Raw genomic sequence first — 23,573 nt, 5'->3', positions numbered from 1 at the left:
AGCCCCGTCTTCGCCTTCAACGGTCGGGCGCGCCCTGCCCTTCGTCGGGCCCGCTTCCCGGCAACGGCTGACCCGACCGCAATCGCATCGCGCGACGCTGCATCCACCATTGGCGGCGGGCCTGGCGTCGTTCGAACCGCTCTTGCGGCGTAAGCGGATTGGCCATCGCCGCGTCGGGTCCGGTCGTGCCGCCCGGAAGCGCGGCGCCCGGCTTGATCGGATCGCCCGCGGAGGCGGCCAGCGCGGACCTCGCCTCCAGCCGCCTTTCCACTTGCGCGGCGACGCGCGGGTGGGTCGCGAGATAATCTGCCTTGAGCTTGGCGATCTCTGCCTTGCGTTCGGGCGGCGGCAGCGCCCTGATCCGCCGCCATTCGGCGACCGCCGCCTGACGCTGCGCCGCGGGCATGGCGCGGAACCGCGCCATCAACGCACGGCGCACCAGCGGCCGCTTAACCGGCAGCCCCGCCGCGATGCGCGCCTGGCGCTGGACGCGCCATTGCGGGAGCGGTGCCGATTCCAATGGTAAAACCGGCGCGGCCTCGGGCACCGCGGTCGCTACCTCTGCTTGCCCGACCGGCGTCTTGGGCTTATCCCTGCGCACCACGTGCTTCGGCTTCTTCACCTCGGGCACGACGACGGTCCGGGTGATGCCCGGGATCGCGATCGGCAGCTTGCCGAACCAGCCGGTCGCCGCCGCGGTTGCGCTCGCCAGCACGAGCGCACCGGCGCCGATCAGGACGCGGCTCTGCGCGCGCCAGCCGCTGCGCGCGGTCCGCCGCGGCGGCACACGGACCCCGGCGGTTGCCGCCGAGACGATATCGGCGGCGAAACCGGGCCGCATCGCGGGCACCGAAACGCGGTCGAGCGCGGCGCGTTCGGCGGCGGTGAAATCCATCCCGTTCGCGTTCATGACGCGATCTCCCCGGTCAACGAGGTAAGCCCCCGCGCCATCAGCGCGGCCCGCATCGCGCCGCGCGCGCGCAGCAACAGCGACTCGAACGCTTTCAGGTTCAGCTCCAGCGCGTCCGCGGCCATCGAATTGGGTAACTCCTCGTAATATGTCAGCACGATCGCGGCGCGATGCCGCTCGCTGAGATCGCCCAGCGCCGCCCGCGCTGCGTGGCGCAATTGGTCTTCTTCGACCTGAGCCTCCGCCCCTGGTGCGTCATCCGCGCGTTCGGGCGGCTCCTCGTCGCTGGCGAAACGCCGTCGCCTGAGGCGATCGAGGCATTGGTTGACCGCAACCCGCGTCAGCCAGGCCGCGATCCCCGCCTGGCCCGGCCGCCAGCGTTCGGCCGACGCCCACAAGCGCAGCAACGCCTCTTGCGCGATATCCTCGGCCTCCACCGCATCGCCGATCATGCGATAGGCGATGCGGTGGAGCATCGCGGCATGGGCGTCGACCACGCGGCCGAACGCCACGGCATCGCGCCCGGCGATGCGCGCCATCACCGCATCGTCGTTGTCAGCCGCCGCGGCCTCCCGCGCGGCGCTGGTGAACCTCATCAGCACGTCATCCAGTCTGGTCCTTGCCAGCTTAACGCGCGATGGCGCGAAACCCTTCGCGGGGGCTACTCCCCTGTGTGCGTAACGATCATAAAGCCTTCGTCCGCCCGCGGCGGCACGAAATGTGCCGTGAACTGGTCGAACTCGGCATCGCTCGCCTGGTAAGCGTGCGTCCCCGCCGCGTTTCGCGCATGGAGACGGGCGCGGCAAACATCGTCGGGCAGATCGAGGAAATGCAGCGTCGCGGTGATTCCCGCCGTATCGGCGAGCCCGCGCATCCACGTCCTGCTGGCAACGGTGTTCGCCGGAAAATCGAGGATGATCGTCAAGCCGCGCCGCAACAGATCGACGATCAATGGCGCGATCGCCGCCCGCAGCCGCCCGCTCTCGCGTCGATAATCGTCGAGCGAGGTGATCTGCGCCGGATATAGCGTCGCCAACCACTGATCCTCGGCCAACACCAGCCCGCCGGTTTCCGCCGCCAGCTTCGCGGAGAGTGTCGATTTGCCTGCGGCGATCTTCCCGGTGATCAGATGGAGAGCGCCGACGCTCATCCCTGCGCCATTTCCATCAGCACTGCCCATTCGTCGTCGCGCACCGGCGTCACCGACAGCCGCGACTGACGTAGCACCTCGATTTTGGCGAGGCGCGGTTCGGCCTTCATTTCGGCGAGCGTGACATGGTGCTTCAGAGGCTTGACCGGCTTGACCGCGACCGATGCCCAATCGCCTTTCTCACCATCGGGTTTCCAGGTGCGGGTGATCTCCATGATGCCCGCGCAGGCCTTTTCGGTGTTCGAATGATAGAGGATCGCCTGATCGCCGACCTGCATCTCCTTCAGGAAATTGCGCGCGGTATAGTTGCGGATGCCGTCCCATTCGGTGCCGCCGTCGCGGACCAGGTGATCCCAGCCATAGACTTCGGGCTCCGACCGCAGGAACCAATACGCCATCCGATATCTCCCTACCTAAATCCCAAGTGAACGCCCGCCTCAGCGGCCATTCAGACCGACTCGCATAGAAGGATGCAACAGGCTCGGACAGTCTGCGTTTAGCGTATGGTTTCCGAGTGCTTGACGATGGAGTTTCACATGAACAAGTTCCTGACCAAGGCGGTGCTGGGCACCACGCTCGCAGCCACCGCACTGACCGCCGCCGCTCCGGCCGATGCACAGCGTTATCGCCGCTGGCATCGCGACAACGACGCCGGCGTCGCGATCGCGGGCGGCATCGTCGGTCTGGCACTCGGCGCGGCGATCGCTTCGTCGGCCAACAACCGTTACGACCGCGATTATTATTACCGCAGCCGCGGCTATCGCGCTGATTACGATGACTATTATTATCGTGAGCGCGGCTATTATCCGCCGGACGGCTATTACGCCTACCGCTACCGCGACTATCGCCATTGCTGGGTCGAGCGCCGCTACGACCCCTATTGGGATCGCAGCGTACGGGTCCGCGTCTGCAACTAAGCCGACGCAGGCATGACTGGGACGGCGCGGGAGGCTTCGGCTCTCCCGCGCCGTTTGCTTTTTGGGCGCGCTCGCGGCAATAGCCCGCGCCATGACCGATACGCCCCCCGATCATTTGTCGAGCAATCCCCGCAGCCCGTTCTTCAACCAGGACGCGTTGCAGCGCGGCGTCGGCATCCGCTTCAAGGGTGCCGAGCGCACCGACGTCGAGGAATATTCGATCTCGGAAGGCTGGGTCCGCGTCGCGCTCGGCAAGAAGGTCGATCGCCACGGCAACCCGCTGACGATCAAGCTGTCGGGCCCGGTCGAGGCGTATTTTCATACCAGTGCGGACTCGGACGAGGGGTCGGGCGAGGCCGAATAGGGCCTTCGTCATCGAAGCGTAGCAACCGCGTCCTATCCGCCCCGGATGAAGGGGAGACGTGAATGAGGGTGCGCGCGCTAATCGGACTGCTCGCCGGGGTTGGAGCCGCGGCGTCCGCCCAGCAATTGCCGACCGGCCAGTCGCTCTCCCCGCTCGCCGCGCCCGGGGCGGTGTTCCGTCCGCTGGTGTCGCGCGTCGGCCCGCATCCCGATTACGTCGCCGACGGCGCCGCGGCGATCGCGGTCAGCCCCGATCGCCGCGAGATGCTGGTGCTGACCAGCGGCTTCAACCGGTTCAACGGACCCGACGGCAAAATCGTCGCCGCGCAATCGGGCCAATATGTCTTCGCCTATCGTATCGATCGCGCCGGCGCGCGGCTCGAGCAGACATTGGTCGTGCCCAACGCCTATTCTGGCATTGCCTGGACGCCCGACGGACGAGGCTTTGCGGTCGGTGGCGGGGTGGACGACGTCGTCCATCTGTTCCGCCGCGGCAAGACGGGGTTCGCGCCCGCCGGAAGCCCGATCAAGCTCGGCCACCAGGCGGGCAACGGCGTCGACGTCAAGCCGCAAGCGGCCGGTGTCGCGATCAGCCCCGACGGCAAGCGATTGCTGGTCGCCAATTATTATAACGATTCGGTCACGCTGATCGATCTGGCCACGCGCGCGATCATCACCGAGCAGGATCTGCGGCCGGGCAAGATCGACCCCGCCGACGCCGGCAAGCCCGGCGGCGAGTTCCCCTTCACGATCGTGTGGCGCGACAATGAACGCGCCTATGTCTCGGCGCCGCGCGACCGCCAGATCGTCGCGCTCGATGTCGCCGGCCGCGCGATCCGGGTCGCGAAACGTATCGCCACGACCGGCGAGCCGACCGCGATGCTGATCGCGTCCCGTACGCACCGCCTCTACGCCACCGAGGACAATGCCGATCGCCTGGCGATGGTCGATCTTGCCAGCGACACGCTCGCCGGCGAGCCACGACTTGGCCTGCCCGACAGCCTGTCGGCGGGGCCGCTCGGCAAGGGGATCAATCCCAACGGCCTCGCGCTGACGCCCGCGGGCACGTTGCTGGTCACCTATGGCGGGATCAACGCGGTGGCGATGGTCACGCCGAGCACGTCAACGGCTGAGGTGGTCGGCGTGGTGCCGACCGGCTGGTATCCCAGCGCGGTCGCGACCAGCGCCGACGGTGGGCGCGTCTTCGTCGTCAACCGCAAGAGCCCGCCCGGCCCCAATCCCCAGGGCTGCGCCCCCAAAATCGCGGTGCAGAAGGCCCAGCCGAGCGCGTGCGGCGCGGCCAACCAATATGTCTTCCAGCTCGAAAAGGCCGGGCTGCTCCACTTCGCGATGCCCGACGGCCAAGCGCTGGCGAAGACGACGTTGCAGGTCGCCGACAATATCGGCCTGTCGAACGCCACAGCGCGCCGCGCCGCGGAGGCGCGGATGGCGGAGGTCGCCAAGCGCATCAAGCACGTCGTCTTCATCGTGAAGGAAAACCGCACCTATGATCAGGTGCTCGGCGACCTTGAGATCGGCAATGGCGATCCACGCCTGGCGATCCTGGGCGAGGCGCTGAGCCCCAACCATCACAACATGGCGCGCGATTTCGTCACGCTCGACAATTTCTACGATTCGGGCGAGCAATCGAGCACCGGCTGGACCTGGACCACCGCCGCCCGCGTCCCCGATCTGCTCGAGAAGACCGCGCCGGTGAATTACGCAGCGCGCGGGCTGGCCTATGAATCGGAGGAAGCGGATCGCAACGTCGCGACCAGCCTCAGCCTCGCGGAGCGCCGCAAAGCCGATCCCCGCCATCCCGACGATCCCGATCTGATGCCCGGCCCCGCTTTGCTCAACGCGCCCGATGCCGATGACGACAAGCTGCCCGGGCAAGGCTATTTGTGGAACGCCGCGATCCGCGCCGGGCTGACCGTGCGCAATTACGGGTTCGCCGATGCCTCGGTATACGACAGCGAGTCGCCGGGGTTCGTCCCGCTGCTGCGCGAGCCGTTCAAGGACAAGCACACGATCTGGACGCCCGCCGACCGCGACCTCGCCAGCCGCAGCGATCCCTATTTCCGCGGCTTCGACCAAAAGCTGCCGGATTATTGGCGTATGCTCGAATGGCAGCGCGAGTTCGACCAGCAGGACAAGGCCGGGACGATGCCCGCCCTCACCCTGCTCCGCCTCAGCCACGATCATTTCGGCGACTTCAAGGAAGCGGTCGACGGCGTGAACACGGTCGAGGCCGAGATGGCCGACAATGACTATTCGGTCGGCATGGTGCTCGAACGCATCGCCAACAGCTCGTTCAAGGACTCGACCCTGGTGTTCGTGATCGAGGACGACGCCCAGAATGGCGGCGACCATGTCGACGCGCGGCGCAGCATCGCGTTCGTCGTCGGGCCGTATGTCAAACAGCACGCTTTGGTAACGACCCGCTACACCACGGTCAGCATGCTGCGCACGATCGAGGCGGTGCTTGGCCTGCCGCCGCTCGGGCTCAACGACGCGCTCGCGGCGCCGATGGCGGATGTGTTCGACCTGAACCAGAAGGACTGGAGCTTCCGCGCGAAGGCAGCCGACGTGCTGCGCGGTACCAAGCTGCCGATCCCCGCCGATCGCTTCGTCGCGAAGGCTACTGCCGCTAACACCTGCCCGCCGCGCGATGCCGGCTGGTGGGCGGCGGCGATGCAGGGCCAGGATTTCACCAGCGAGGACCGGCTCGACACGCCGCGCTTCAACGCGGCGTTGTGGCGCGGGCTCGCCGATGGTCCCGAGCCGCAGGCGCGCAGCGGCGCCGATCTGCGGGCGAACCGGGCGAGCTTGCTGCAAAAAGCGGCGACTGGGCGAGTGTGTCCGGCTTCTTAAGACAAGCCCCTCCCCTTCAGGGGAGGGGTTAGGGGCGGGGGATGTCTCGCAGAGCGCATTGTCTGTGGTACTGCCCCACCCCAACCCCTCCCCTGAAGGGGAGGGGCTAAAAAAGCCCAAAGCGCTTAATCCGGATTCCGCAGGAACGTCACATACCCCCGGAACCAGGGGTTGGCCTCCAACCCCGGCGGTGGCGCCCACTCGCCACCCTGAAGCAAGCCGATCCGAAACGGCAGCCTGAGCCGATCGAGCTTGGCCAGATACGCCTGATACCCAGGGATGACGTGGCGTCCCTGATAGATCTGCAACACCGCCTCATCGACCATGCCGGCCAGCGCATCGAGCCCCTTGGGATCGCCGTTCGCACTCCAGTCGAGCAGTCCAGTGATCCCGAGGCGGCAGTCGCTCGGCAACCGCGCGCGCAATCCGCGCAGGAACGCCGCATAATCCTCCAGATGTCGCGTGCGCGCGTCGAAATCGATCTGCACGCCGACAACGCGGTTGCCCGCCGCGCGCCAGCGCTCCAGCGCCGCGAGCAGCTGGTCGTAGATGGCGGGCGACCAGGCGAGCGTCTCGACCCGCACCACCATCCAGACTTCGCGATTGCCCAGCCGCGGAATCGCCGCGCGCTGCGCCGCATAACGAACCGGATCGGTCGCCTCGACCTGCCCTTGCAGCAGATACAATCGCTTGGCCGTCGCCAGCGCCGGCTGAGCCTTCACCCCCGCCCATAGCCACACCGCGTCATAAACCGGCGCGACCCTCGGCTCGCGCGCAATCGGGACCGGCAGCAGCGCGACCCCCGATGCCGCGATGGCGATGACGGCGCGGATCACCGTCTACCAATAATAACGCAGGCCCGTCGCCCAGCGCGACTTGGGATAATCGCTCTTCAGCCGCGCGAACCAGGCTTTGCGCACGGCCTTGTCGACATCGACGCCGCCGCACGAATTGTTGCCCGACGGGGCATAGCAATTGACCGCGCGGAACAAGGCATAGGTCTTGTCGTCGCCCGGCACCTTGGGATCGGCGATGATCGACTTGTAGACCTCCAGCCGCGAATAGACCGGCCCGGCAAACAGGGTCTTCGTCCCGCCGAGATCCTGTTTGGGCGGTTGGGTGTCGAGCACGAACTGGTCGAACCCGTTGGCGCGGAAGAAGTCGGCCAGGCAGAGCCTCGCATGCGGACTGCCGGGTGTTGCTGCGAGGTCGGCGGCGGTGCGCTTGAGCGTCTGGCAATCGATATCGGTGGCTTGGGTCGGCTTGAGGAACAGTCCGAGCGGCAACGCCTCCGATCCCAGCAAATCGTAGAAATTGGTGTCGCTCGCTGCGCCTGCCGGCACCAGCGCGAGGTCGGCCCCGAAATCGCGATACGCGCCGCGGCTCAATTCCTTGTAGAGCAGAGTGAACAACGCGAGCTGGCGCTCGTGCGGCGCCTTCGCCCCGGTCGCCTGTTTGCGCAACAATCCGGCATCGGCGACGTTCATCAGCAGGATACCGCGCAACGACGCGTCATCGACCGGCGAGCCGGCCGCGAACACCCGCGCCAGCCCGCCGGTGCGCTCGTCATGCCAGGCAAGCGCGAGCTCGATCGCCGAATGCTGCGCATCGACCTTCGCGCCCGGCAGCATCTCCAGCCAGAAGCCGCGCGCATTGCGATCGCCGACCGCGTCCAGCGCCATGCCGCGCAGCATCTGACGGCTGAACTGCACCTCGGTGAAGCTCGATTGGCGCGCGGCATCGGGGATCAGCTTGAGCACCTCGGCGGGTTTCCTGCCGATATAGAATTGGTGCGCGGCGACCAGATAGTCGAACAGCGGCTGATTGCCGGCGAACGCTGCACGCTGACTGTTGATCTCCTCGAGCGTGATCGGATTGGTGCAGCATCCCGCACTGACTTCGTCGTCGGCCGTCCGCATCCGCCGCAGGTCGAGCACCGCGAGCAGGGTCGGATCACGCGTATCGCCGATCGTCAGCTCGGGCAGCAGCTTGGTGTCCATCTCCTCCGCAAGATCGACGTCGTTCAGCCCGCGCACTGCCGCCGGCTGCGCGAACAAGGCGACATATTGCTGCGCGAGCAGATCGCGCTCGCTGCCGAACCAATAGACCCGCCGCAGCAATCCCCGCGCCGACGCCGCGTAGAGCCCCTTGGGATAGTCCTTCAGATAGCCGCGCAAGCCGGCATCGGCCGCGGCGACGACCTTCTGATCGACCGTCTTGAAGTCCTTGGGAATGCCATATTCGTCGAACAGGTCGACTTGGACGCGGTTCACCTCGACCCGCGCCGCCATGTAGCGCCCGGTTTCGCGCACCCAGGCATCGCGCGTCCCACCCAGGCTGGCAAACCGCGTCCCCGCCGCATCGAAATCGCCGTCGTAAAAAGCCTGCGCGCCGGCGAGATAGGTGGCGAACGCTTTGCCCGCGGGCGATTTCACTTGCCCGTCGAGTGCCGCGCTCACGCTCGCGCCAGGCTTGGCGCAATCGGGGCTGAGCGCCCGACGCGCCGCGATCAGCGCCGCACCCTCGCCGCCCGGCAGCTTGGCCGCGTTGACCGCCGCCTCGAACGCCGCCGCGCCGCTGCCATTGGTCCGGCAGCGCGACCCTTCGCCCGAAGAATAATCGCTGTCGCTATTGTCGGGGCGCACCGCCAGCCAACCCGACAAGGTACGCCAGTCGAACAAAGCGCCGAGTGGTTGCGGCGGCGCTCCCTCGCCTGGCTTGGGCAGAGAGCCGCGGCGATCGAACAGCAACATCGTGAGGTTGGTTCGCGTGTCGTTGCCCGGCCCGAGCATCGCCATGTCGTCACAGCCGGTCAGATTGGCGTGGCTCAGCCGCCAACTCGGCGAGCACCCGAAATCGCCGCTGGCGTCGGCGGGAAGCGGCACTGCGAAACAGGCCGCGAGAGCGGCGAGCGAAACGCAAAGACGACGCATGACTAAGACCCCCGATGGATGACGAGGGGCAAAAATGGCACGCCGCCAACACCTTGCCTAGGAAGATTGCGTCATCGCTGATGATTTCGATCGATTGGTCGTGCTCTTGCCGGTTGGAACGTCCATCGCCATATCGCTGAGGCGTTCGCCGACTGGGCACGGTAGCGCAGCTTCCCTTTTCGTTCCCCATCCGCTAAGGGCGCGCGTCACGCGGCGCGGCCCGCATACTCATGAGGCATTGTTTGGCTAAAGAAGAACTTCTCGAAATGCGTGGCCAGGTAGTCGAACTGCTGCCCAACGCCATGTTCCGCGTCCGGCTGGAAAACGACCATGAGATCCTGGGTCACACCGCCGGCAAGATGCGCAAGAACCGCATCCGCGTGCTGGTCGGCGACGAGGTTCTCGTCGAGCTCACGCCTTACGACCTGACCAAGGGTCGCATCACGTATCGCTTCATGCCGGGCCGCGGCGGACCGGGGCCGCAATAATGCCCTGTCACCCCGGCGAAAGCTGGGGTTTCTTGCCGCAGAGCTCGTCCCGATGAAGCTCGTTCTAGCCTCGACCAGTCCCCGCCGCCGCGAATTGCTCGCGCGGATCGGGATCGTGCCCGCGCGCCTCGCCGCACCCGATATCGATGAGACGCCGCTCAAGGCCGAGGCGCCGCGCGCTTATGTCGCGCGCCTCGCCGAGAACAAGGCGCTGGCGGTCGAGCGCGCCTCCGACGAGATCGTATTGGCGGGCGACACCACCGTCGCGGTCGGGCGCCGGATCCTGGAAAAGCCGGTCGACGAGGCCGATCTGCGCCGCATGCTCGGGCTGTTGTCGGGGCGGCGGCACCATGTCTTTTCGGGCGTGTGCGTGATCGGTCCCGACGGCCGTCCGCGCGTCCGGGTCTCCGACACGATCGTCGCGTTCAAGGCGCTCTCTCCCGCCGAGATCGACTGGTACGTCGCCAGCGGCGAAGGCATGGGCAAGGCCGGCGGCTATGCCATCCAGGGCAAGGCCGAAGCGTTCGTCCGGTATCTGGCGGGCAGCCATTCCAACGTCGTCGGCCTGCCGATCTTCGAGACGCGCGCGTTGCTGACCTCGGCGGGTCTTCCGCTTGGCTGAGTGGCTCTATGAGGCCGGGATCGGCGAAGCACGCGCCGCCCTGGTCGAGGACGGCCGGATCATCGAGGCGCGGATCGAGCGGCCGGGCGGGCTGAAACTGGGCGCCGTGCTGGAAGGCCAGCTCATCGAGCGCGCCGCCGCCGGGCTGAGCCGAATCGAAACGCCGCACGGCGCGGCGGTGATCGAGCGCTTGCCGCCCGGTATCACGCTGGGCGCGCGATTGACGGTCGAGGTCGTGCGGGAAGCCATCCCGGAACCCGGTCGCCCCAAGCTGGCCAAAGTAGCGGCAAGCGAGGCCGAGCCGCGAGATGCCGACGACCTGCTGGCGCGATGCCGGGCAAGCGGCTTTCCCGTTCGCATCCTGCGCGCTCATGAGCCCGACGCGCTCGAGGCCGCAGGCTGGTCCGAAGTGCTCGACGAAGCGGAGACTGGCGAGATCGCCTTTGCAGGCGGATCGCTGCGCATGTCGCCCACCCCGGCGATGACCTTGTTCGACGTCGACGGCCCCGGCGCCCCTGCCCCGCTCGCGATCGCGGCGGCGCGTGCTACGGCGATGGCGATCATCCGGCTCGATATCGGCGGATCGATCGGGGTCGACTTCCCGACCCTGGGCAACAAGGCCGAGCGCCAGGCGGCGGCCGAGGCGATCGATGCGGTCCTGCCCCAACCGTTCGAGCGCACCGCGATCAACGGGTTCGGGTTCCTCCAGATCGTCCGCCCGCGCCGCCGCGCCTCGCTCCCTGAGTTGCTTCGCGCCGATCCTGTCGCGGCGGCCGCATTGGCCCTGCTACGCGCAATCGAGCGAACGCCCCCGCCGGTGCCGCCGGTACAGGTCGCCGGGCCGCGAGTCGCCGCCTGGCTGGCCGCGCATCCCGACCTGATCGACGAGTTGTCGCGGCGGACCGGCGTCCCCATCTCATTCGCGTCATGACCAAGGCCAATAGCTGCCCGCTTTGCGGCAACATCACCGACCCGGCGCACAAGCCGTTCTGCAGCCGCCGCTGCAAGGACCGCGACCTGCTGCAATGGCTGGGCGAAGGATATCGCATCCCGGCGGGACCCGCCGATCCGGAAGCACTGGACAGAGAGGTTTCGAGCGATTAGAGCGCGCGCTTCCGCGCTTCGCCGGATATGCCCAAGTAGCTCAGTTGGTAGAGCATGCGACTGAAAATCGCAGTGTCGGTGGTTCGATTCCGCCCTTGGGCACCATTCCTTACAGCCTCTGGAACTCGATAGAGACGGCGCCGTGGCGCATCGCCAGGCGCGCGATGCTTACTGACTTGCCCAGGCGAGCCGCCATGCCTCATTCGCCGGCACCGGCCGGCCGTACAGATAGCCCTGGCCATAATCGCAACCGAGATCGCGCAGCGCGCCTGCATGGTCGACCGTCTCGATCCCCTCGGCGATGACCGGCAATCCTGATGCACCGCGCCAGCCGAGGATCGCTTCGACGACATTGCCGCCTTCGAGCGCTCCGTCGCGCTGTACCAGGCCGCGGTCGATCTTGATCGCGTTGAATTCCACGTCGCGGATATGGTGGTTGGCGAAGCCCGCGCCGAAATCATCGAGCGCGACCTGCACGCCTGCACGGCGCAGGACGCCGAGCGTCGCGCGGGCGGTGGCGACATCCTCGATCAATCGGTTCTCGGTGATCTCGACGATCAGCCGATGCGGGTCGAAGCCCGTCGCGCGCACCAGATCCAGCATCCTCCGCGCGGCGACACATCCGCCGAGCTGCGCCGGCGACATGTTGACCGACAGGATGAGATGGTGCGGCCACGCCCCGGCGTCGCGACACGCCTGACGCATGATCGACGCGCCGAATTCGGCCATCAGCCCGGCATCCTCGACGATTCCGATGAACTGATCCGGCAAGATCAGCCCGCGATCGGGATGGCGCCAGCGAGCGAGCGCCTCGAACCCGATGACCGATCCGTCGCGCAGTTCGACCAGCGGCTGATAGAAAGGCACGAACTCGCCGCGGCCGATCGCGCGCCGGATGTTATCCTTGAGGAGGGTGAGCGGTCGTCGGCTCGGTTGCCCGACGTCAGCGGAAAGCCCGCTTTGCCATGATCGCTGCGCGATGTGGCTTGTCGTTACCAAGGTTATCGCGAACAGGCACGAAGCCCACCATTCCAGGTTCAGCCCACCTCGAACGGCGGTGGCCGCCTGCACCATGACCAGCGCGATGCCGGCGATGGCAGCGATCGGTGTCAGCGCGCCGCGCGAGACCGTCAACACCATCGATCGACTTGCCGCGACACGCGTCATGACTTTGCATCCTCGACGTCAGCATTCGAACCGCAAGATCATGAACTAGGCCTTTTCACGATTGTTCGGCAGCGCGGTGAAATACCTAACGCGGTGGTACCGCGTGGTAACCGCGGTCGAGCGAAGATGGCCTTACAGGAACGCTGTTACGTAGGTTTCCCTAGCCGACTTGCCGGCAAGGGCAGGATAGCCTCCGACAGCCCCACTCTATCCGGACGTCGCACCTTGTCCCTCGATCTCGTCGTCTTACTGATCTCCGAAAGCGACCTGCGCAGCGCGCTGACCGCACGATTGACCATGATCGGCATCAATGTCGTCACGGTCGGAGCGGATCAACTTGTTCAGGGCATGCCCGGCATGGCGATCAAAACGGCCGTGCTCGTCACTGACGACGGCTCGATCGGGCAGGTCGCCAGTGAAGCATTCCCGGCCTGGATGCAGGTCGTTATCCTCAACGGATCGTCGGGCGGTCCCGACGATCGCCCGGTTCGCCTATCGCGGCGTGGCGCCCTACGCCGTCTGGTCGAGCTATTAGACGGCTGGGGCGCGCCTATGTCGCAATGAGGCCGGCGGCGAATGCCACGCGGAGCGCCTCTGACAGACTGCGCACGCCCATCTTGGTCATCAGATTGGCGCGATAGATTTCGACGGTGCGCGGACTGATCGCGAGGTCGTAGGCGATGATCTTGTTCGATCTACCCTCGATCAACCCGGTCAGGACGTCGCGTTCCCTGGGCGACAGCACGGCCACCTTGGCGCGTGCGGTTTCGATCTGCGCCGACCCCGCGCTGTCATGCTCCATGCGGTCGAACGCCTTGTTGATCGCCTCCATCAGAGCGTCGGCCTTGTAGGGCTTTTCAAGGAAATCGAACGCACCGGCCTTCATCGCCTGCACCGCAATATCGATATTGCCCTCGCCGGTCAGGATGATGGTCAGGAACCGCGCAGGCGAAGACGAGCCGAGCTCCTGCAGGACCTCGATCCCGTTTTTCCCCGGCATATGATAATCGAGCAGCAGCACGCCCGATTCCAGGTCGGCAACGCGCTCCAGAAACTGGTCGCCGGAGCGAAAATTGCGCACGACGAGATCGGAGCGCAGCGAAAGGAGACCGTGCAGCGACGCCCGCACGGCATCATCGTCATCAATCAGATAGATGTTCCGGATCATCTTCCAGCTCCTTGAACACCGGCAGGGTGAAACTGAACGCCGCCCCTCCCTCCGGTTGGCTCTTCGCCGTCAGGACGCCCCCATGCGCCTCGACGATACGTCGCGAAATGGACAGGCCGATCCCCATCGCCGTGCCCGATTTGGTAGTCGAGAAGCGCGCATAGAGTTGTTCGCTCAGCGCGTCGGGAATGCCGGGTCCCGTGTCCATGATCGAGAGCATGACCATGTCATCACCGCTGGACCGCGACTTGATCACGATCCGGCGTGGACGACCGGCGTCCACCGACCGCAATGCCTCGACGGCATTGCGCAATAGATTGACCAGGACCTGCTGGATTTGCACGCGGTCGGCAAAGATCGTGTCGCTCGCTGAATCCAGGTCGTAGCTGAGCTCGATCTCCTCTCGCCCGCTGCCGAAAAACACTAGCGCGACCGCGTCCCTGATCACATCGTCAAGCGATTCGGGGCGCATTTCGATGTCGCGCTTGGCCAGGAAGTCGCGCAATCGCCGGATGATGTCGCCCGACCGCTGGGTCTGCTCCTCCGCCATGTAGAGCAGATCGGCGACGCGCTCGCCGCTGGCGCCCTGTTCGATCAGCATCCGCGCCGCCGCGATGAAATTAGCCGTCGCGCTGAGCGGCTGATTGAGTTCGTGCGCTAGATCGGCGGCGAGTTCGCTCATCGCGCGTTGGCGCGAGATATGCGCCAGTTCCGCGCTGAGTTCGGACAATCGCTGCTCCTCGAACAACCGCTTGGATACGTCGCGGACGATTCCGGTAAAGATCCGCTCTTCGCCGATGCGTGCCTCGCCGACATTGAGCTCGATCGGAAACTGCGTGTCGTCGGCACGGCGCGCGGTCAGCTCGCGAGTCATGCCGATCACCTTGCGCTCCCCGGTCCGGAGATAATCGGCGATCGCCGCGTCGTGGCGCGACGCAAGCATGTCGGGCATCAGGATCTTGACGTTGCACCCGATCATGGATTCGGCGGAATAGCCGAACATCGCTTCGGCGGCCGGGCTGAAGCTCTTGATGATGCCATGGTCGTCGATGACGATCGTCGCGTCGGGCACCGTCCTGATGATCGATTCGAGCCGCATTTCGGCCTCGCGCCGGCTACGCTGCGTCACATCGACGATCGAGCCGATCGATCGCACCAGATTGCCTTGCTCGTCATACAGGCAGCGCGCCGTTCCTTCGAGCATGCGCGGCGATCCGGTGTCGGGAAGGAAGCGATATTGAAAGGCGAAACGATCGCGCCGATCGGCGACCGCGCTGTCGATCGATGCTATCACATTGGAAACATCCGCCGGCTCGACATGATCGCGCCACATATCGAAGGTGTCGATCGCACCGGCGGGCAGACCGAGCCGCTGTTCCGATCCGGGCGACCAGCTGATCCGCCCGCTCACGACGTCCCAATCGAACACGCCGATCTCATTGACCTCGGCAGCGATCGCCAGGCGATTCTCACTGACCCGAAGTTCCTCCTCGGCCTCGACCCGCGTGGTGATGTCGAGCATCTTCAGGACAACCACGTCGTTGCGCCCCGCGCGATGCAGCGGCCGGCGGCGCTCTACTACGTGCAATTTCGTGCCGTCGCGTCGACGCTCGACGAACTCGGTCTCCAGTCGGTCGGGCGGCGAGCCGTCGCCCGGCGCGACGTCAATGTCATGACCTTCGACTTCGCGCGATTGGAGCAAGGCGTGCTTGTTACGTCCTACCGCCTCATCGGCCGACCAGCCGTAGAGTTCGGTGCATCCCTGCGTCCAGTGAAGGATCGTGCCGTCCGATCCGACCAGAGCGATAGCCGCGCTGTCGAGTGCATCGTTGAGATCGCTGAGCGCCATGCGCTGACGGGTCAGCCGATCGGCGACCAGCAACAGGATCGTACCGATGATCAGCATGTTGACCAGGATTGCAATCAGGGCGGCGCCTTCGGGCGGCGCGCTGCCGGTCGCGATCGACCATTGTTCAAGGACGATGGGGATCGCGGGCAGAACGAAAAGGATCGGCAGGACCAACCAGCCCAACGGCTGACGCATTCGATCGCCCGACAGGAGGCCGGTCCAGCCCGCCTCGTGCTTCCACCACAGGAAAGAACAAGCAATTGCCAGCGACGCCAGACCTGCCGGCAAGGGGGCGACGAAAAAATGGTTGAGCGGAGTCGCGTGATCGATCCACATCAGCGCGGTCGTCGAATAGAGACCGAGGCAAAGCGCCAGCGCGGCAAGCACGTTCGCGGCCCGGTCGAGCAGAGGCGACTGCCGCTGCGCGAGCACTATCGCCGCCGCCAGCGACACGAAGGATAGGAGCGAGTTGGATCCCGGACGACCCGGATTGGGGGCGGCCGAACGCGCGAGCTGTTCCGAGAAGAGCAATCGATCGATGCCGGGCCGGATTCCTGACGCGGATTCGGCCACCACTATCGCGACGAGGATCAGAACTGCGATCGCCGGCACCGTCGCGGCACGCCGCCCAAGAATCGCCATCAACATCGCGAAGGATAACAGCAAATGACCCGCAGTCGTCAGCGGCCATGCCGGTGCGTAGCTGGCTCCGAACGAGGCGAGCGCCGGAACCCCAAACAGCCAGCCCAATAATGACAGAGATGCAACCAGCGCGGCGATTGCAGCCAACACCAATGCAACTTTGTCACGCCTCGATGCGTCGTGCGCCCGACGCATTCGACCAGGCATTTGTCCCCGTCCTTATACTACCCGCCCATGCGGACAGCCGTATTTACTGGCCGCTTCGTAGCATCACGTAATGATTCCGGAAATTCAATAACCTCGCTGTGTTTATCGGAATAAAAAGAGTCCATTCTGGGCGCAATTACGTCGCCAAGGGAGCCGAGCCGCGGCGATAGGTGATCATCGAATGGCGCCCGAAGCCCATCCGCAAAGTCATTGAGCGAAACCACTCCTTGAGTGCGGCGGAGATCTGCTCGACCAGGCTTGCGCGCCTGGGATCCTCCAGTTCGAAATCACCCAGCCAGAGTTCGTCCATCGTGCAGGCCTTGAGGTTGACCGCCATGGGTGCCTCGTCGCGCGACTGGGCCGCCGCGGGCTCGTCTGCCGGGTGCGGCAGCCGAGCGATCAGGTCGAGCAGCGGCGCGTCGCTCGCTGCCGGCTCGATGAGCGCTGCGGTGAGATCGCTCGGGCTGCTCGCCTGCGTCGCGCCGAGTGGCAGCGCAGGAGCAGGAGCAGACGCCGGGGCTGCGGCAAACGATGCAGGAATGTCGGTCACCGGCGGTGCGACGGCCAGCGGCTCGGCCAGCGCGACCGCGGCGGCGACCACCGGTACCGGCTGCTCGACCGCAATGGTCGTGCTCGGCGCAATAGCGGCGGCTTCCGGCACGGCAACCGGCGAGCAGATCGCCGCCATGGGCACCGGTGCGGTCCGGGCCGGCGCCGCCTGAGGACGCACTTGGGGCCGATGGCCCTGGGCGATCAGCGCGACGCGAATGACGCCGTCGAGCGCCTCCGACACCGATGCTCCCCAGGCGAGCTCGACATCCGGCGACGCCTGGTCGGCGATCGTCGCGACGATCGCATCGAGTTCCATCAGCGACATGTCGGTACCGCCGCTGATCGAGATCATCAGCTTGCCCGCGCCCGCAATCTCGTCGTCGATCAGCGGGCAGGCCATCGCCCGTTCCGCCGCGAGGACGGCGCGGTCCATGTGCTCGGTAGCTTCGCCGAACCCGATCACCGCACGACCCATCTCGGCGATCACGTTGCGCATTTCGGCGAAACCGATCTGCTTGAGCCCCGGTGCCACCAGCAGATGGGCGATTCCGCCGACCGCATCGGCCAGCACCGCATTGGACTCCAGCATCGCGGATTTGAAGGTCATCTCCAGATCGCCGATCCCCAGCAGCCGCTGGTTGGGAACGACGATCATAGCGTCGACCAGCGGCTCGAGCGTGGCAATGCCCTGATCCGCCCGGCTCGCTCGCCGCAATCCTTCGAACTCGAACGGACGGGTCACCACCGCGACGGTCGGAATGCCGCGCAGCCGGGCGCGCTCGGCAAAGATCGGCGCCGCGCCGGTCCCGGTGCCGCCGCCCATCCCGGCGGCGATGAAGCAGAAATCGACATCCTCGAGCGCCGCATCGATTTCATCCATGACTTCCTGCGCGGCTGCGCGACCGACCTCTGGCCAGGCGCCCGCACCCAGCCCTTGCGTCGCCATCCGCCCGAGTTGCAGTTGCTGCCGGACTCCCAACGTGCGCAGCGCCTGGGCGTCGGTGTTGGCGGCGATCAATTCGACGTTCGGCAGGTTCTCATCGACCAGACCGGCAACACCGTTCCCGCCCGCGCCGCCGACCCCGAAAACGGCAATCCGCGGCATCACCGCCTCGATAGTGTCCATAAAGCTCATGACCGTTTCCCCCGACTCGCTGCAATGTCGGGGAGTCGTATCGGGGCATTGATGGTTAACGCGCCACGCTGGGAATCTACTATCGTAGAATCACGCACTGCGCCGGCACGCCCCGGATGTGCCAGCGCATTGCCGGGAGGAATCCGCCGCCCTAGGTTGGGCACGGGGCCGAAAGGATTGCATGCGCAAGGGCTGGATCATCGCAATCGGCGCCGCGGTCGCATTGTTCGTGCTGGCCTATGGCGCGTCGCCTTACCTCGCGGTGCGCGGCTTCGTCGCCGCCGCGAAACAGGGCGACGCGGAAAAGCTGCGCGGCTCAGTCGATTTTCCGGCGGTGCGCGCTGACCTGAAACCCCAGCTCGCCGCGGCGGTGACGACGCGAATGGAGCGCGATCCAGCGATGCGGGGCAATCCGCTCGCCGGGCTTGGCGCGATGCTGATGCCCTCGATCCTCGACCGGATGATCGATAGTGTCGTGACTCCCGAGGGGATCGCCGCCTTGGTCCGAGCGGGCAAGGTCGGCCATATCGAAACGGGTTCGGCCCCGCCACGTCGGGTCGACTACGGCTTTCATTATGCCGCGCTCAATCGTTTCGACGTCACCTTGCGGCGTCAGGGCGCGACCGACGACCCTGTGAAGCTCGTCTTCGAACGGCGCGGTCTGTTTGCGTGGAAACTCATACGCATCGCGCTGCCGCAGGGCAGCCTGACCGGCCCCGCGGACGCGACACCGGCCGAGGCGTCGCCGTCGGAGGGCTCGCCCGATTCCAACGCTATCGGCGCCTGACGTTATTCGCCCGGGCGGTAACGCCGCTCGACATGCCCCCTGAGCTCGTCCGGATAGAAATAGACTGGGCGCAGCCGCCCTTCGGCGTAGCGGCCGATCTGGTCGGCGAAGTGGCGCGAAGCGGGATCGCCGCTCTGCCCGCCGGCCATCACCGCCATCGCCTTCACCCTTGGCCCGAACTCGACCACCGCGACGAAGCTGTTGCCGCTGGTGCCGTAATAGCGCTTGGTTCCCGGCCAGGTCTTCGCGCCGAACGAGGCGAGGCTGCCCCATTGCGCCGAGGTGAAGGGTATCGGGGTCGAATCCCGGGCATCGTCGAAATGCGGCGCGATGGCGTCGTCAAGCCGCTGGAAACGGTTGATCTGTTGCCACGGCACGCGCCACTCGCCGAAGTCGCGCTTCAACCGATCGGTGGCGGCCGTCAGCGCGTCGAGCTTGTCCGATGCCTTGACTCGGGTTGCGATATAATCGGGCACGTTCATCCGCTCGGCCTGGGCGAAGCTACCAACCTCGCGCCACAATTGATCGCCCCAGAACACCGCGAGGCTGGTCGCGGTCGAATCGTAGCCCCAGCGGCGATCCCAGCCGCGTAGCAAGGCGATCGGCTCGGCCAGCTTTGCGCGACGCGGATCGTCCGCCGGCAGCGCGTCCCATGCCCTGACCAGCCCCGGAATCAGTTCGGCGAAGGCGGGCAAATAGCTGTCGAACGCCGCCACGCGCAGTTTCTCCGGCGTCCAGCCGCTCTTGCCCTTGAGCAGCAGGTCGGCATGCGTCCCGCGCGCATTGGGGCCCGTCTGATCCATATAATGTGGGTAATCACGAGCCTTGGGACTGTCCGGCCCCGCCGCGTCCCATGGCCAGTCATTGGTATTGTGCACCCAGCCGACGCGCGGGTTGAGCACGCTCGGCAAGCTGGGCAGCGTATGCAGCCCTTTCCAGTCGGTCGCCGGATCGGCACCATCGACCGGCCGGGTATAGTCGAAGCGATTGTCGCGCAGCGGCATGAATTGCGGCATCAGGAACGCGATCTCGCCCTTGCTGTCGGCGAACAAGGTGTCGTTCGACGAATTCGCCCGCCGCGAGGCGACCTGAAGGAAGCTTTTGAGGTCGCTGGCCTTGGTTCGAAGCCAGCTCTGCTCGAGCGCCGGCACGGGCTTCCACATCAAGGCCTCGGCGATCCAGCGCCCGTTCTTCGTGGCGACGATCGGGCCATGATGCGTGCGCCAGGTGGTGAAGCGGCGCTCCCCCAGCGACCCGTCGGGCTTGCGATAGCGCAAGGTCACCGTCGCGCTCGTTACCGGCCGCGTGGCAGCGCCGTAGCGATAGACATAGCCGTTGCCGCGCTTCGTCACGCGCTCGGCGAATTCGTCGACATTGTCGACGGTGGAGGAGGTGTGCATCCACCCCGCTTTGGCGTTGAACCCCTGGTAGATGAAGAACTGTCCCCAGGTCGACGCGCCATAAGCATCTAGGCCCTGCGCGCTCGACATCTGCGCTTCGGAGCGGAAGTAGAAGCTGGTGTGCGGGTTGATCAGCAACAGCGCCTTGCCGCCCGATGTCAGCTTGGGCGCGATCGCGATGCCGTTCGATCCCGACGGCTCGCGCGGCACCATGCCCAGTTCCTCGGGCGTCGGCGGGGTCGGCCTGCCGTAGAAGGTCTTGAGGTCGCTGAGCGAGATCCGCTCGATATCGCCGCCGATGCTGCCCTCGGTGAAACTGAGTGCCATCCACGGCTCGAACCGGGTCAGCACCTTGGGCTTGGTGCCGGGATGCGTCGCGAGGTAGAAATTGAGCCCGTCGGCCCAGGCGTCCATCAGCGATTTCAGCCACGGCGCGCTCGCGGCATATTGCATCTTCAACTCGGCGGGGTCGACATAGAGCCGCTGGCGCAGATCGCCCCAAATCGCGTCTTCGCCCTCCGCCTCGGCGGTGCGTCCGAGCGCGGTCAGATAGTTCGCCTCGACGCGCGAGAAATCGTCCTCGGCCTGGGCATAGATCATCCCGAACACGGCATCGGCATCGCTCTGCCCGCGGACGTGGGGGATGCCCCAATCGTCGCGCGTGATCGTGACCCGCGCGGCCTCGGCTCGCCAGCGCGCCATGTCGGCAGCAGCGGGGTCCGGCACGGTCGGCGCCATGGTCAGCACCGCAAGGGCTAGGAGCGGGAGGCGGAGGGTTCTATCCATGCCGGGAGCGTAACGCGACGACGGAGAGAAAACCATGCGCCGGCTGGCTCTTATATTGGCGATGTTGCTCGGCCCGGCAGCCGCTCTCCCCGCCGCCGAACCGCCCAGCCAGACCGTGCTGATCAAACCGGCGCGCGTGTTCGACGGGCTGGACGGCAAGACGCATGCCGGCTGGCAAGTGCTGGTCGAGGGCGATCGTATCGCCGCGGTCGGCCCGAACCTGTCGGCGCCCGCCGACGCAAAGATCATCGACCTGCCCGGCGAGACGCTGATGCCGGGAATGATCGAGGGGCACGGCCATCTGTTCCTCCACCCCTATAACGAGACGAGCTGGGACGATCAGGTGCTCCACGAGCCGCTCGCGCTCAGGACCGCACGCGCGGTGGCGAGCGCCAAGGCGACCCTGCTCGCCGGCTTCACCAGCGAGCGCGATCTCGGCACCGAGGGCGCGGGCTATGCCGATGTAGGGTTGAAGGCGGCGATCGATCAGGGGATCGTGCCGGGTCCCCGGCTCAACGTCGCGACGCGCGCAATCGTCGCGCTGGGCGCGTACGGCCCCAAGGGGTTCGAGCCCGGCATCGCCATTCCGCAGGGCGCCGAGGAAGTGTCGGGAGTCGACTCGATCGTCGCCGCGGTCCGCCGTCAGATCGCGGGTGGTGCCGATTGGGTGAAGCTCTATGCCGATTATCGCTGGCGCCCCGGCGAGGACAGCCGCCCGACGCTCAGCCTGGAGGAAATGAAGGCCGCGGTCGCCGCCGCGCACGACGCCGGCCGCCCGGTCGCGGTCCATTCCGCCACCGCCGAAGGGATGCGCCGCGCGATCGCCGCGGGAGTCGACACGATCGAGCATGGCTATGGCGGCACGCCCGAGATTTTCGCCGACATGGCGAAGAAGGGCATCGCGCTCTGCCCGACGCTCGCCGCGTCGGACGCGACCTCGCGCTATCGCGGCTGGAACGGTGCCGAGCCGGCGCCCGAAGCCGTCCAGATCAACCGCAAGAGCTTCCAGATGGCGCTGAAGGCCGGCGTCCATCTCTGCATGGGCGGCGATGTCGGCGTGTTCGCGCATGGCCAGAACGCGCGCGAGATGGAATTGATGGTCGCCGGCGGGATGAGCCCCGCCGACGTGCTGATCGCCGCGACCTGGGGCAATGCGCGCTGGTTCCACCTCGACGGCAAGCTCGGCGCGGTCAAACCGGGCCTGCTCGCCGACCTGATCGCGGTCGATGGCGATCCCACTGCCGACATCGCCGCGGTCCGCCATGTGCGGATGGTGATGAAGGGTGGCACGGTAGTCGCGGGCTGATTAGGGACAGGGTCAATGGATATGTCGAAACCGGTCCGCGTCCGCGACGAACCACTCGATGCGCTGCGCGGGATCGCCATCTTCGGGATGGTGCTCGCCAATCTGCAAGGGTCGGAGGAGCACGCTTTCTGGTGGATCAACCATGCGCCGTGGAACGGCCTGACCTTCGCCGATCTGGTGTTCCCGATGTTCCTGCTCGCGGTCGGCCTCGCCTTGCCGCTGACGATGGACGGGCGGATGCCGCGGCCGTCGATCACGAAGATCGTGCGGCGATCGGCCCTATTGTGGTTCATCGGTTTCGCGATCGGCATGATCGTCCATTTCAGCCTCAAGCTGGAGGAGATCCGCTTCACCGGCGTGCTCGAGCGGATCGGCATCGTCTATCTGGTCTGCGCGATCACCTGCCGCCAGACGACGACCTGGAAAGCGCCCGCCATCGCCGCCGGCGTGCTGATGCTGGTCCATGGCGTCCTGCTTCATCTGCCCGCGCCGGGCGACCTGATCGCCAGCATGGCGCCGGGCGAAGGGATGAGCGGCTGGCTCGACCATACGATCCTGGGCGGGACGCGGCTCTATGGCCAGCCCGATAACGGCCCGCCCTTCGATCCCGAAGGGCCGCTATCGACGCTGTCGGCGATCGCCACGACGATGATCGGGATGGCGGTGCAGCGCATGTCGGTGCGCCGCAAGAAGCCGGTGATCATGATCGTCGCGGTCGCCGTATTGTGCCTGGGCCTGACGCTCGGCGCCGCCTGGTTCTGGCCGATCAACAAGAATTTGTGGACGCCGACCTTCACCCTGATCAACGCCGCGATCGGACTCGGCCTGCTGGCCTTGCTCAAGATTGTCTGGCCGCGGATCGGCGCGTCGCGGATCGCGCAGACCGTCGCCGCGCTCGGCGCGGTGTCGCTGACGCTCTATGTGGTCCACGATGCGGTGGCGATCGTGCTGATGATGGTGCCGATCGGCGGCGTGCATCTCGGCGAAAAGCTGCTGGCGGCGATCGCGGCGACCGGCTTGCCGCTCGATTGGACGTCGATGCTGTATGCGGTGATTGCTGGTGGGGTTTCGATCGTGATCACGCTGTTGCTGCGTGCGCGTGGGTGGGTGTTGAAGGTTTAGGTGAGGCAAATAAAGCCCCTCCCCTTCAGGGGAGGGGTTGGGGTGGGGCAGTCACAGGCGATGTGCTCTGCGAGGCATCCCCCACCCCCTA

General features: G+C 66.3%; 22 protein-coding genes and 1 tRNA gene. 12 read left to right on the top strand and 11 right to left on the bottom strand.

From position 1 onward, the window contains the following. Nucleotides 1-16: 16 nt before the first annotated feature. From SMA01S_RS19845 to SMA01S_RS19830, 4 genes are all read right to left on the bottom strand, one after another. On the bottom strand, nucleotides 17-910 hold the full coding sequence (locus SMA01S_RS19845; RefSeq protein WP_066826587.1) for a hypothetical protein: 894 nt from the start codon (nucleotides 908-910) through the stop codon (nucleotides 17-19). Continuing rightward, nucleotides 907-1,506: a sigma-70 family RNA polymerase sigma factor gene (locus SMA01S_RS19840; protein WP_245649345.1), complete on the bottom strand. Its 600-nt coding sequence runs from the start codon at nucleotides 1,504-1,506 to the stop codon at nucleotides 907-909. The genes SMA01S_RS19845 and SMA01S_RS19840 overlap by 4 nt, the downstream gene beginning before the upstream one ends. Nucleotides 1,507-1,571: 65 nt before the next feature. After that, nucleotides 1,572-2,060: a P-loop nucleotide/nucleoside kinase family protein gene (locus SMA01S_RS19835; protein ID WP_066826586.1), complete on the bottom strand. Its 489-nt coding sequence runs from the start codon at nucleotides 2,058-2,060 to the stop codon at nucleotides 1,572-1,574. After that, nucleotides 2,057-2,458 carry an EVE domain-containing protein gene (locus tag SMA01S_RS19830; protein ID WP_066826584.1) on the bottom strand — a complete coding sequence of 134 codons (402 nt, stop codon included), beginning with the start codon at nucleotides 2,456-2,458 and terminating at the stop codon, nucleotides 2,057-2,059. Before SMA01S_RS19830 ends, SMA01S_RS19835 begins: the two co-directional genes overlap by 4 nt. A 138-nt stretch (nucleotides 2,459-2,596) precedes the next feature. Between SMA01S_RS19830 and SMA01S_RS19825 the strand changes: the two genes are divergently transcribed. The 3 genes from SMA01S_RS19825 (at nucleotide 2,597) to SMA01S_RS19815 (ending at nucleotide 6,214) form a co-directional block, all read left to right on the top strand. Then, a complete protein-coding gene (locus SMA01S_RS19825; protein WP_066826583.1) occupies nucleotides 2,597-2,977 on the top strand; it encodes a hypothetical protein in 381 nt (126 codons plus the stop codon). Between the two features lie 91 nt (nucleotides 2,978-3,068). Beyond that, nucleotides 3,069-3,341, top strand: a complete 273-nt coding sequence (locus SMA01S_RS19820; RefSeq protein ID WP_066826581.1) for a DUF3297 family protein — start codon at nucleotides 3,069-3,071, stop codon at nucleotides 3,339-3,341. A 62-nt stretch (nucleotides 3,342-3,403) separates the two neighbouring features. Beyond that, nucleotides 3,404-6,214 carry a YVTN family beta-propeller repeat protein gene (locus SMA01S_RS19815; protein ID WP_066826578.1) on the top strand — a complete coding sequence of 937 codons (2,811 nt, stop codon included), beginning with the start codon at nucleotides 3,404-3,406 and terminating at the stop codon, nucleotides 6,212-6,214. Between the two features lie 125 nt (nucleotides 6,215-6,339). Here SMA01S_RS19815 and SMA01S_RS19810 read toward each other — a convergent pair whose 3' ends face one another. Continuing rightward, complete coding sequence (locus SMA01S_RS19810; RefSeq protein ID WP_084250468.1) at nucleotides 6,340-7,050, bottom strand: DUF3142 domain-containing protein; 711 nt, start codon at nucleotides 7,048-7,050, stop codon at nucleotides 6,340-6,342. A gap of 3 nt (nucleotides 7,051-7,053) precedes the next feature. Next, a complete protein-coding gene (locus tag SMA01S_RS19805) occupies nucleotides 7,054-9,147 on the bottom strand; it encodes a PA5441 family protein (RefSeq protein ID WP_157094052.1) in 2,094 nt (697 codons plus the stop codon). Nucleotides 9,148-9,389: 242 nt separating this feature from the next. On the opposite strand from SMA01S_RS19805, the gene infA reads away from it, so the two are divergent. The 5 genes from infA to SMA01S_RS19785 all read left to right on the top strand — a co-directional run bounded on the left by infA (nucleotide 9,390) and on the right by SMA01S_RS19785 (nucleotide 11,466). Then, complete coding sequence (gene infA, locus SMA01S_RS19800) at nucleotides 9,390-9,635, top strand: translation initiation factor IF-1 (RefSeq protein WP_026325702.1); 246 nt, start codon at nucleotides 9,390-9,392, stop codon at nucleotides 9,633-9,635. Nucleotides 9,636-9,687: 52 nt separating this feature from the next. Continuing rightward, nucleotides 9,688-10,257 (top strand): Maf family protein, encoded by a 570-nt coding sequence (locus SMA01S_RS19795; protein WP_066826574.1) that lies wholly within the window; start codon nucleotides 9,688-9,690, stop codon nucleotides 10,255-10,257. Beyond that, entirely contained in the window at nucleotides 10,250-11,188 is a 939-nt protein-coding gene (locus SMA01S_RS19790; protein WP_066826572.1) for a ribonuclease, read from the top strand. The genes SMA01S_RS19795 and SMA01S_RS19790 overlap by 8 nt, the downstream gene beginning before the upstream one ends. After that, nucleotides 11,185-11,361 carry a DNA gyrase inhibitor YacG gene (locus SMA01S_RS24315; protein ID WP_084250467.1) on the top strand — a complete coding sequence of 59 codons (177 nt, stop codon included), beginning with the start codon at nucleotides 11,185-11,187 and terminating at the stop codon, nucleotides 11,359-11,361. The genes SMA01S_RS19790 and SMA01S_RS24315 overlap by 4 nt, the downstream gene beginning before the upstream one ends. 29 nt (nucleotides 11,362-11,390) lie before the next feature. Next, nucleotides 11,391-11,466, top strand: a tRNA-Phe gene (locus SMA01S_RS19785). A gap of 63 nt (nucleotides 11,467-11,529) precedes the next feature. On the opposite strand, the gene SMA01S_RS19780 is transcribed toward SMA01S_RS19785, so the two are convergent. Then, entirely contained in the window at nucleotides 11,530-12,528 is a 999-nt protein-coding gene (locus tag SMA01S_RS19780; protein WP_066826570.1) for an EAL domain-containing protein, read from the bottom strand. Nucleotides 12,529-12,753: 225 nt separating this feature from the next. Between SMA01S_RS19780 and SMA01S_RS19775 the strand changes: the two genes are divergently transcribed. Continuing rightward, entirely contained in the window at nucleotides 12,754-13,092 is a 339-nt protein-coding gene (locus tag SMA01S_RS19775) for a hypothetical protein (protein WP_066826568.1), read from the top strand. Here SMA01S_RS19775 and SMA01S_RS19770 read toward each other — a convergent pair. The 3 genes from SMA01S_RS19770 to ftsZ all read right to left on the bottom strand — a co-directional run bounded on the left by SMA01S_RS19770 (nucleotide 13,079) and on the right by ftsZ (nucleotide 18,081). Next, complete coding sequence (locus SMA01S_RS19770; RefSeq protein ID WP_066826566.1) at nucleotides 13,079-13,696, bottom strand: response regulator transcription factor; 618 nt, start codon at nucleotides 13,694-13,696, stop codon at nucleotides 13,079-13,081. The genes SMA01S_RS19775 and SMA01S_RS19770 overlap by 14 nt on opposite strands. After that, the gene (locus tag SMA01S_RS19765; RefSeq protein ID WP_169804282.1) at nucleotides 13,671-16,337 is read right to left on the bottom strand and encodes a PAS domain-containing sensor histidine kinase; all 2,667 of its coding nucleotides are present in this window, start codon (nucleotides 16,335-16,337) and stop codon (nucleotides 13,671-13,673) included. The genes SMA01S_RS19770 and SMA01S_RS19765 overlap by 26 nt, the downstream gene beginning before the upstream one ends. A 193-nt stretch (nucleotides 16,338-16,530) precedes the next feature. Continuing rightward, a complete protein-coding gene (ftsZ, locus tag SMA01S_RS19760) occupies nucleotides 16,531-18,081 on the bottom strand; it encodes a cell division protein FtsZ (RefSeq protein ID WP_084250465.1) in 1,551 nt (516 codons plus the stop codon). A gap of 181 nt (nucleotides 18,082-18,262) precedes the next feature. Between ftsZ and SMA01S_RS19755 the strand changes: the two genes are divergently transcribed. Next, complete coding sequence (locus SMA01S_RS19755; RefSeq protein WP_066826560.1) at nucleotides 18,263-18,868, top strand: DUF2939 domain-containing protein; 606 nt, start codon at nucleotides 18,263-18,265, stop codon at nucleotides 18,866-18,868. A 2-nt stretch (nucleotides 18,869-18,870) separates the two neighbouring features. Here SMA01S_RS19755 and SMA01S_RS19750 read toward each other — a convergent pair whose 3' ends face one another. Then, the gene (locus SMA01S_RS19750) at nucleotides 18,871-21,054 is read right to left on the bottom strand and encodes a penicillin acylase family protein (RefSeq protein ID WP_066826558.1); all 2,184 of its coding nucleotides are present in this window, start codon (nucleotides 21,052-21,054) and stop codon (nucleotides 18,871-18,873) included. Nucleotides 21,055-21,088: 34 nt separating this feature from the next. Here SMA01S_RS19750 and SMA01S_RS19745 point away from each other — a divergent pair, with 34 nt between their 5' ends. Continuing rightward, nucleotides 21,089-22,360, top strand: coding sequence for a metal-dependent hydrolase family protein (locus tag SMA01S_RS19745; RefSeq protein ID WP_066826556.1), 1,272 nt, complete (start codon nucleotides 21,089-21,091; stop codon nucleotides 22,358-22,360). Between the two features lie 15 nt (nucleotides 22,361-22,375). Next, nucleotides 22,376-23,482, top strand: coding sequence for an acyltransferase family protein (locus SMA01S_RS19740; RefSeq protein ID WP_066826554.1), 1,107 nt, complete (start codon nucleotides 22,376-22,378; stop codon nucleotides 23,480-23,482). The last annotated feature ends 91 nt before the right edge of the window (nucleotides 23,483-23,573 follow it).

The organism is Sphingomonas mali NBRC 15500, assembly GCF_001598415.1.
Lineage (GTDB): Bacteria > Pseudomonadota > Alphaproteobacteria > Sphingomonadales > Sphingomonadaceae > Sphingomonas > Sphingomonas mali.
The sequence above is the reverse complement of the archived record's forward strand: the minus strand, read 5'-3'. Positions and strand labels throughout refer to the sequence as shown.

Bases quoted from the DNA above. Each gene is read 5' to 3' on its own strand.
- SMA01S_RS19805 (WP_157094052.1), bottom strand. From the start codon at position 9,147: ATGCGTCGTCTTTGCGTTTCGCTCGCCGCTCTCGCGGCCTGTTTCGCA.
- SMA01S_RS19755 (WP_066826560.1), top strand. From the start codon at position 18,263: ATGCGCAAGGGCTGGATCATCGCAATCGGCGCCGCGGTCGCATTGTTC.
- SMA01S_RS19770 (WP_066826566.1), bottom strand. From the start codon at position 13,696: ATGATCCGGAACATCTATCTGATTGATGACGATGATGCCGTGCGGGCG.
- SMA01S_RS19830 (WP_066826584.1), bottom strand. From the start codon at position 2,458: ATGGCGTATTGGTTCCTGCGGTCGGAGCCCGAAGTCTATGGCTGGGAT.
- SMA01S_RS19840 (WP_245649345.1), bottom strand. From the start codon at position 1,506: ATGAGGTTCACCAGCGCCGCGCGGGAGGCCGCGGCGGCTGACAACGAC.
- SMA01S_RS19815 (WP_066826578.1), top strand. From the start codon at position 3,404: ATGAGGGTGCGCGCGCTAATCGGACTGCTCGCCGGGGTTGGAGCCGCG.
- SMA01S_RS19745 (WP_066826556.1), top strand. From the start codon at position 21,089: ATGCGCCGGCTGGCTCTTATATTGGCGATGTTGCTCGGCCCGGCAGCC.
- SMA01S_RS19835 (WP_066826586.1), bottom strand. From the start codon at position 2,060: ATGAGCGTCGGCGCTCTCCATCTGATCACCGGGAAGATCGCCGCAGGC.
- SMA01S_RS19845 (WP_066826587.1), bottom strand. From the start codon at position 910: ATGAACGCGAACGGGATGGATTTCACCGCCGCCGAACGCGCCGCGCTC.
- SMA01S_RS19825 (WP_066826583.1), top strand. From the start codon at position 2,597: ATGAACAAGTTCCTGACCAAGGCGGTGCTGGGCACCACGCTCGCAGCC.
- SMA01S_RS19750 (WP_066826558.1), bottom strand. From the start codon at position 21,054: ATGGATAGAACCCTCCGCCTCCCGCTCCTAGCCCTTGCGGTGCTGACC.
- SMA01S_RS24315 (WP_084250467.1), top strand. From the start codon at position 11,185: ATGACCAAGGCCAATAGCTGCCCGCTTTGCGGCAACATCACCGACCCG.
- SMA01S_RS19820 (WP_066826581.1), top strand. From the start codon at position 3,069: ATGACCGATACGCCCCCCGATCATTTGTCGAGCAATCCCCGCAGCCCG.
- SMA01S_RS19795 (WP_066826574.1), top strand. From the start codon at position 9,688: ATGAAGCTCGTTCTAGCCTCGACCAGTCCCCGCCGCCGCGAATTGCTC.
- SMA01S_RS19780 (WP_066826570.1), bottom strand. From the start codon at position 12,528: ATGACGCGTGTCGCGGCAAGTCGATCGATGGTGTTGACGGTCTCGCGC.
- SMA01S_RS19740 (WP_066826554.1), top strand. From the start codon at position 22,376: ATGGATATGTCGAAACCGGTCCGCGTCCGCGACGAACCACTCGATGCG.
- ftsZ (WP_084250465.1), bottom strand. From the start codon at position 18,081: ATGAGCTTTATGGACACTATCGAGGCGGTGATGCCGCGGATTGCCGTT.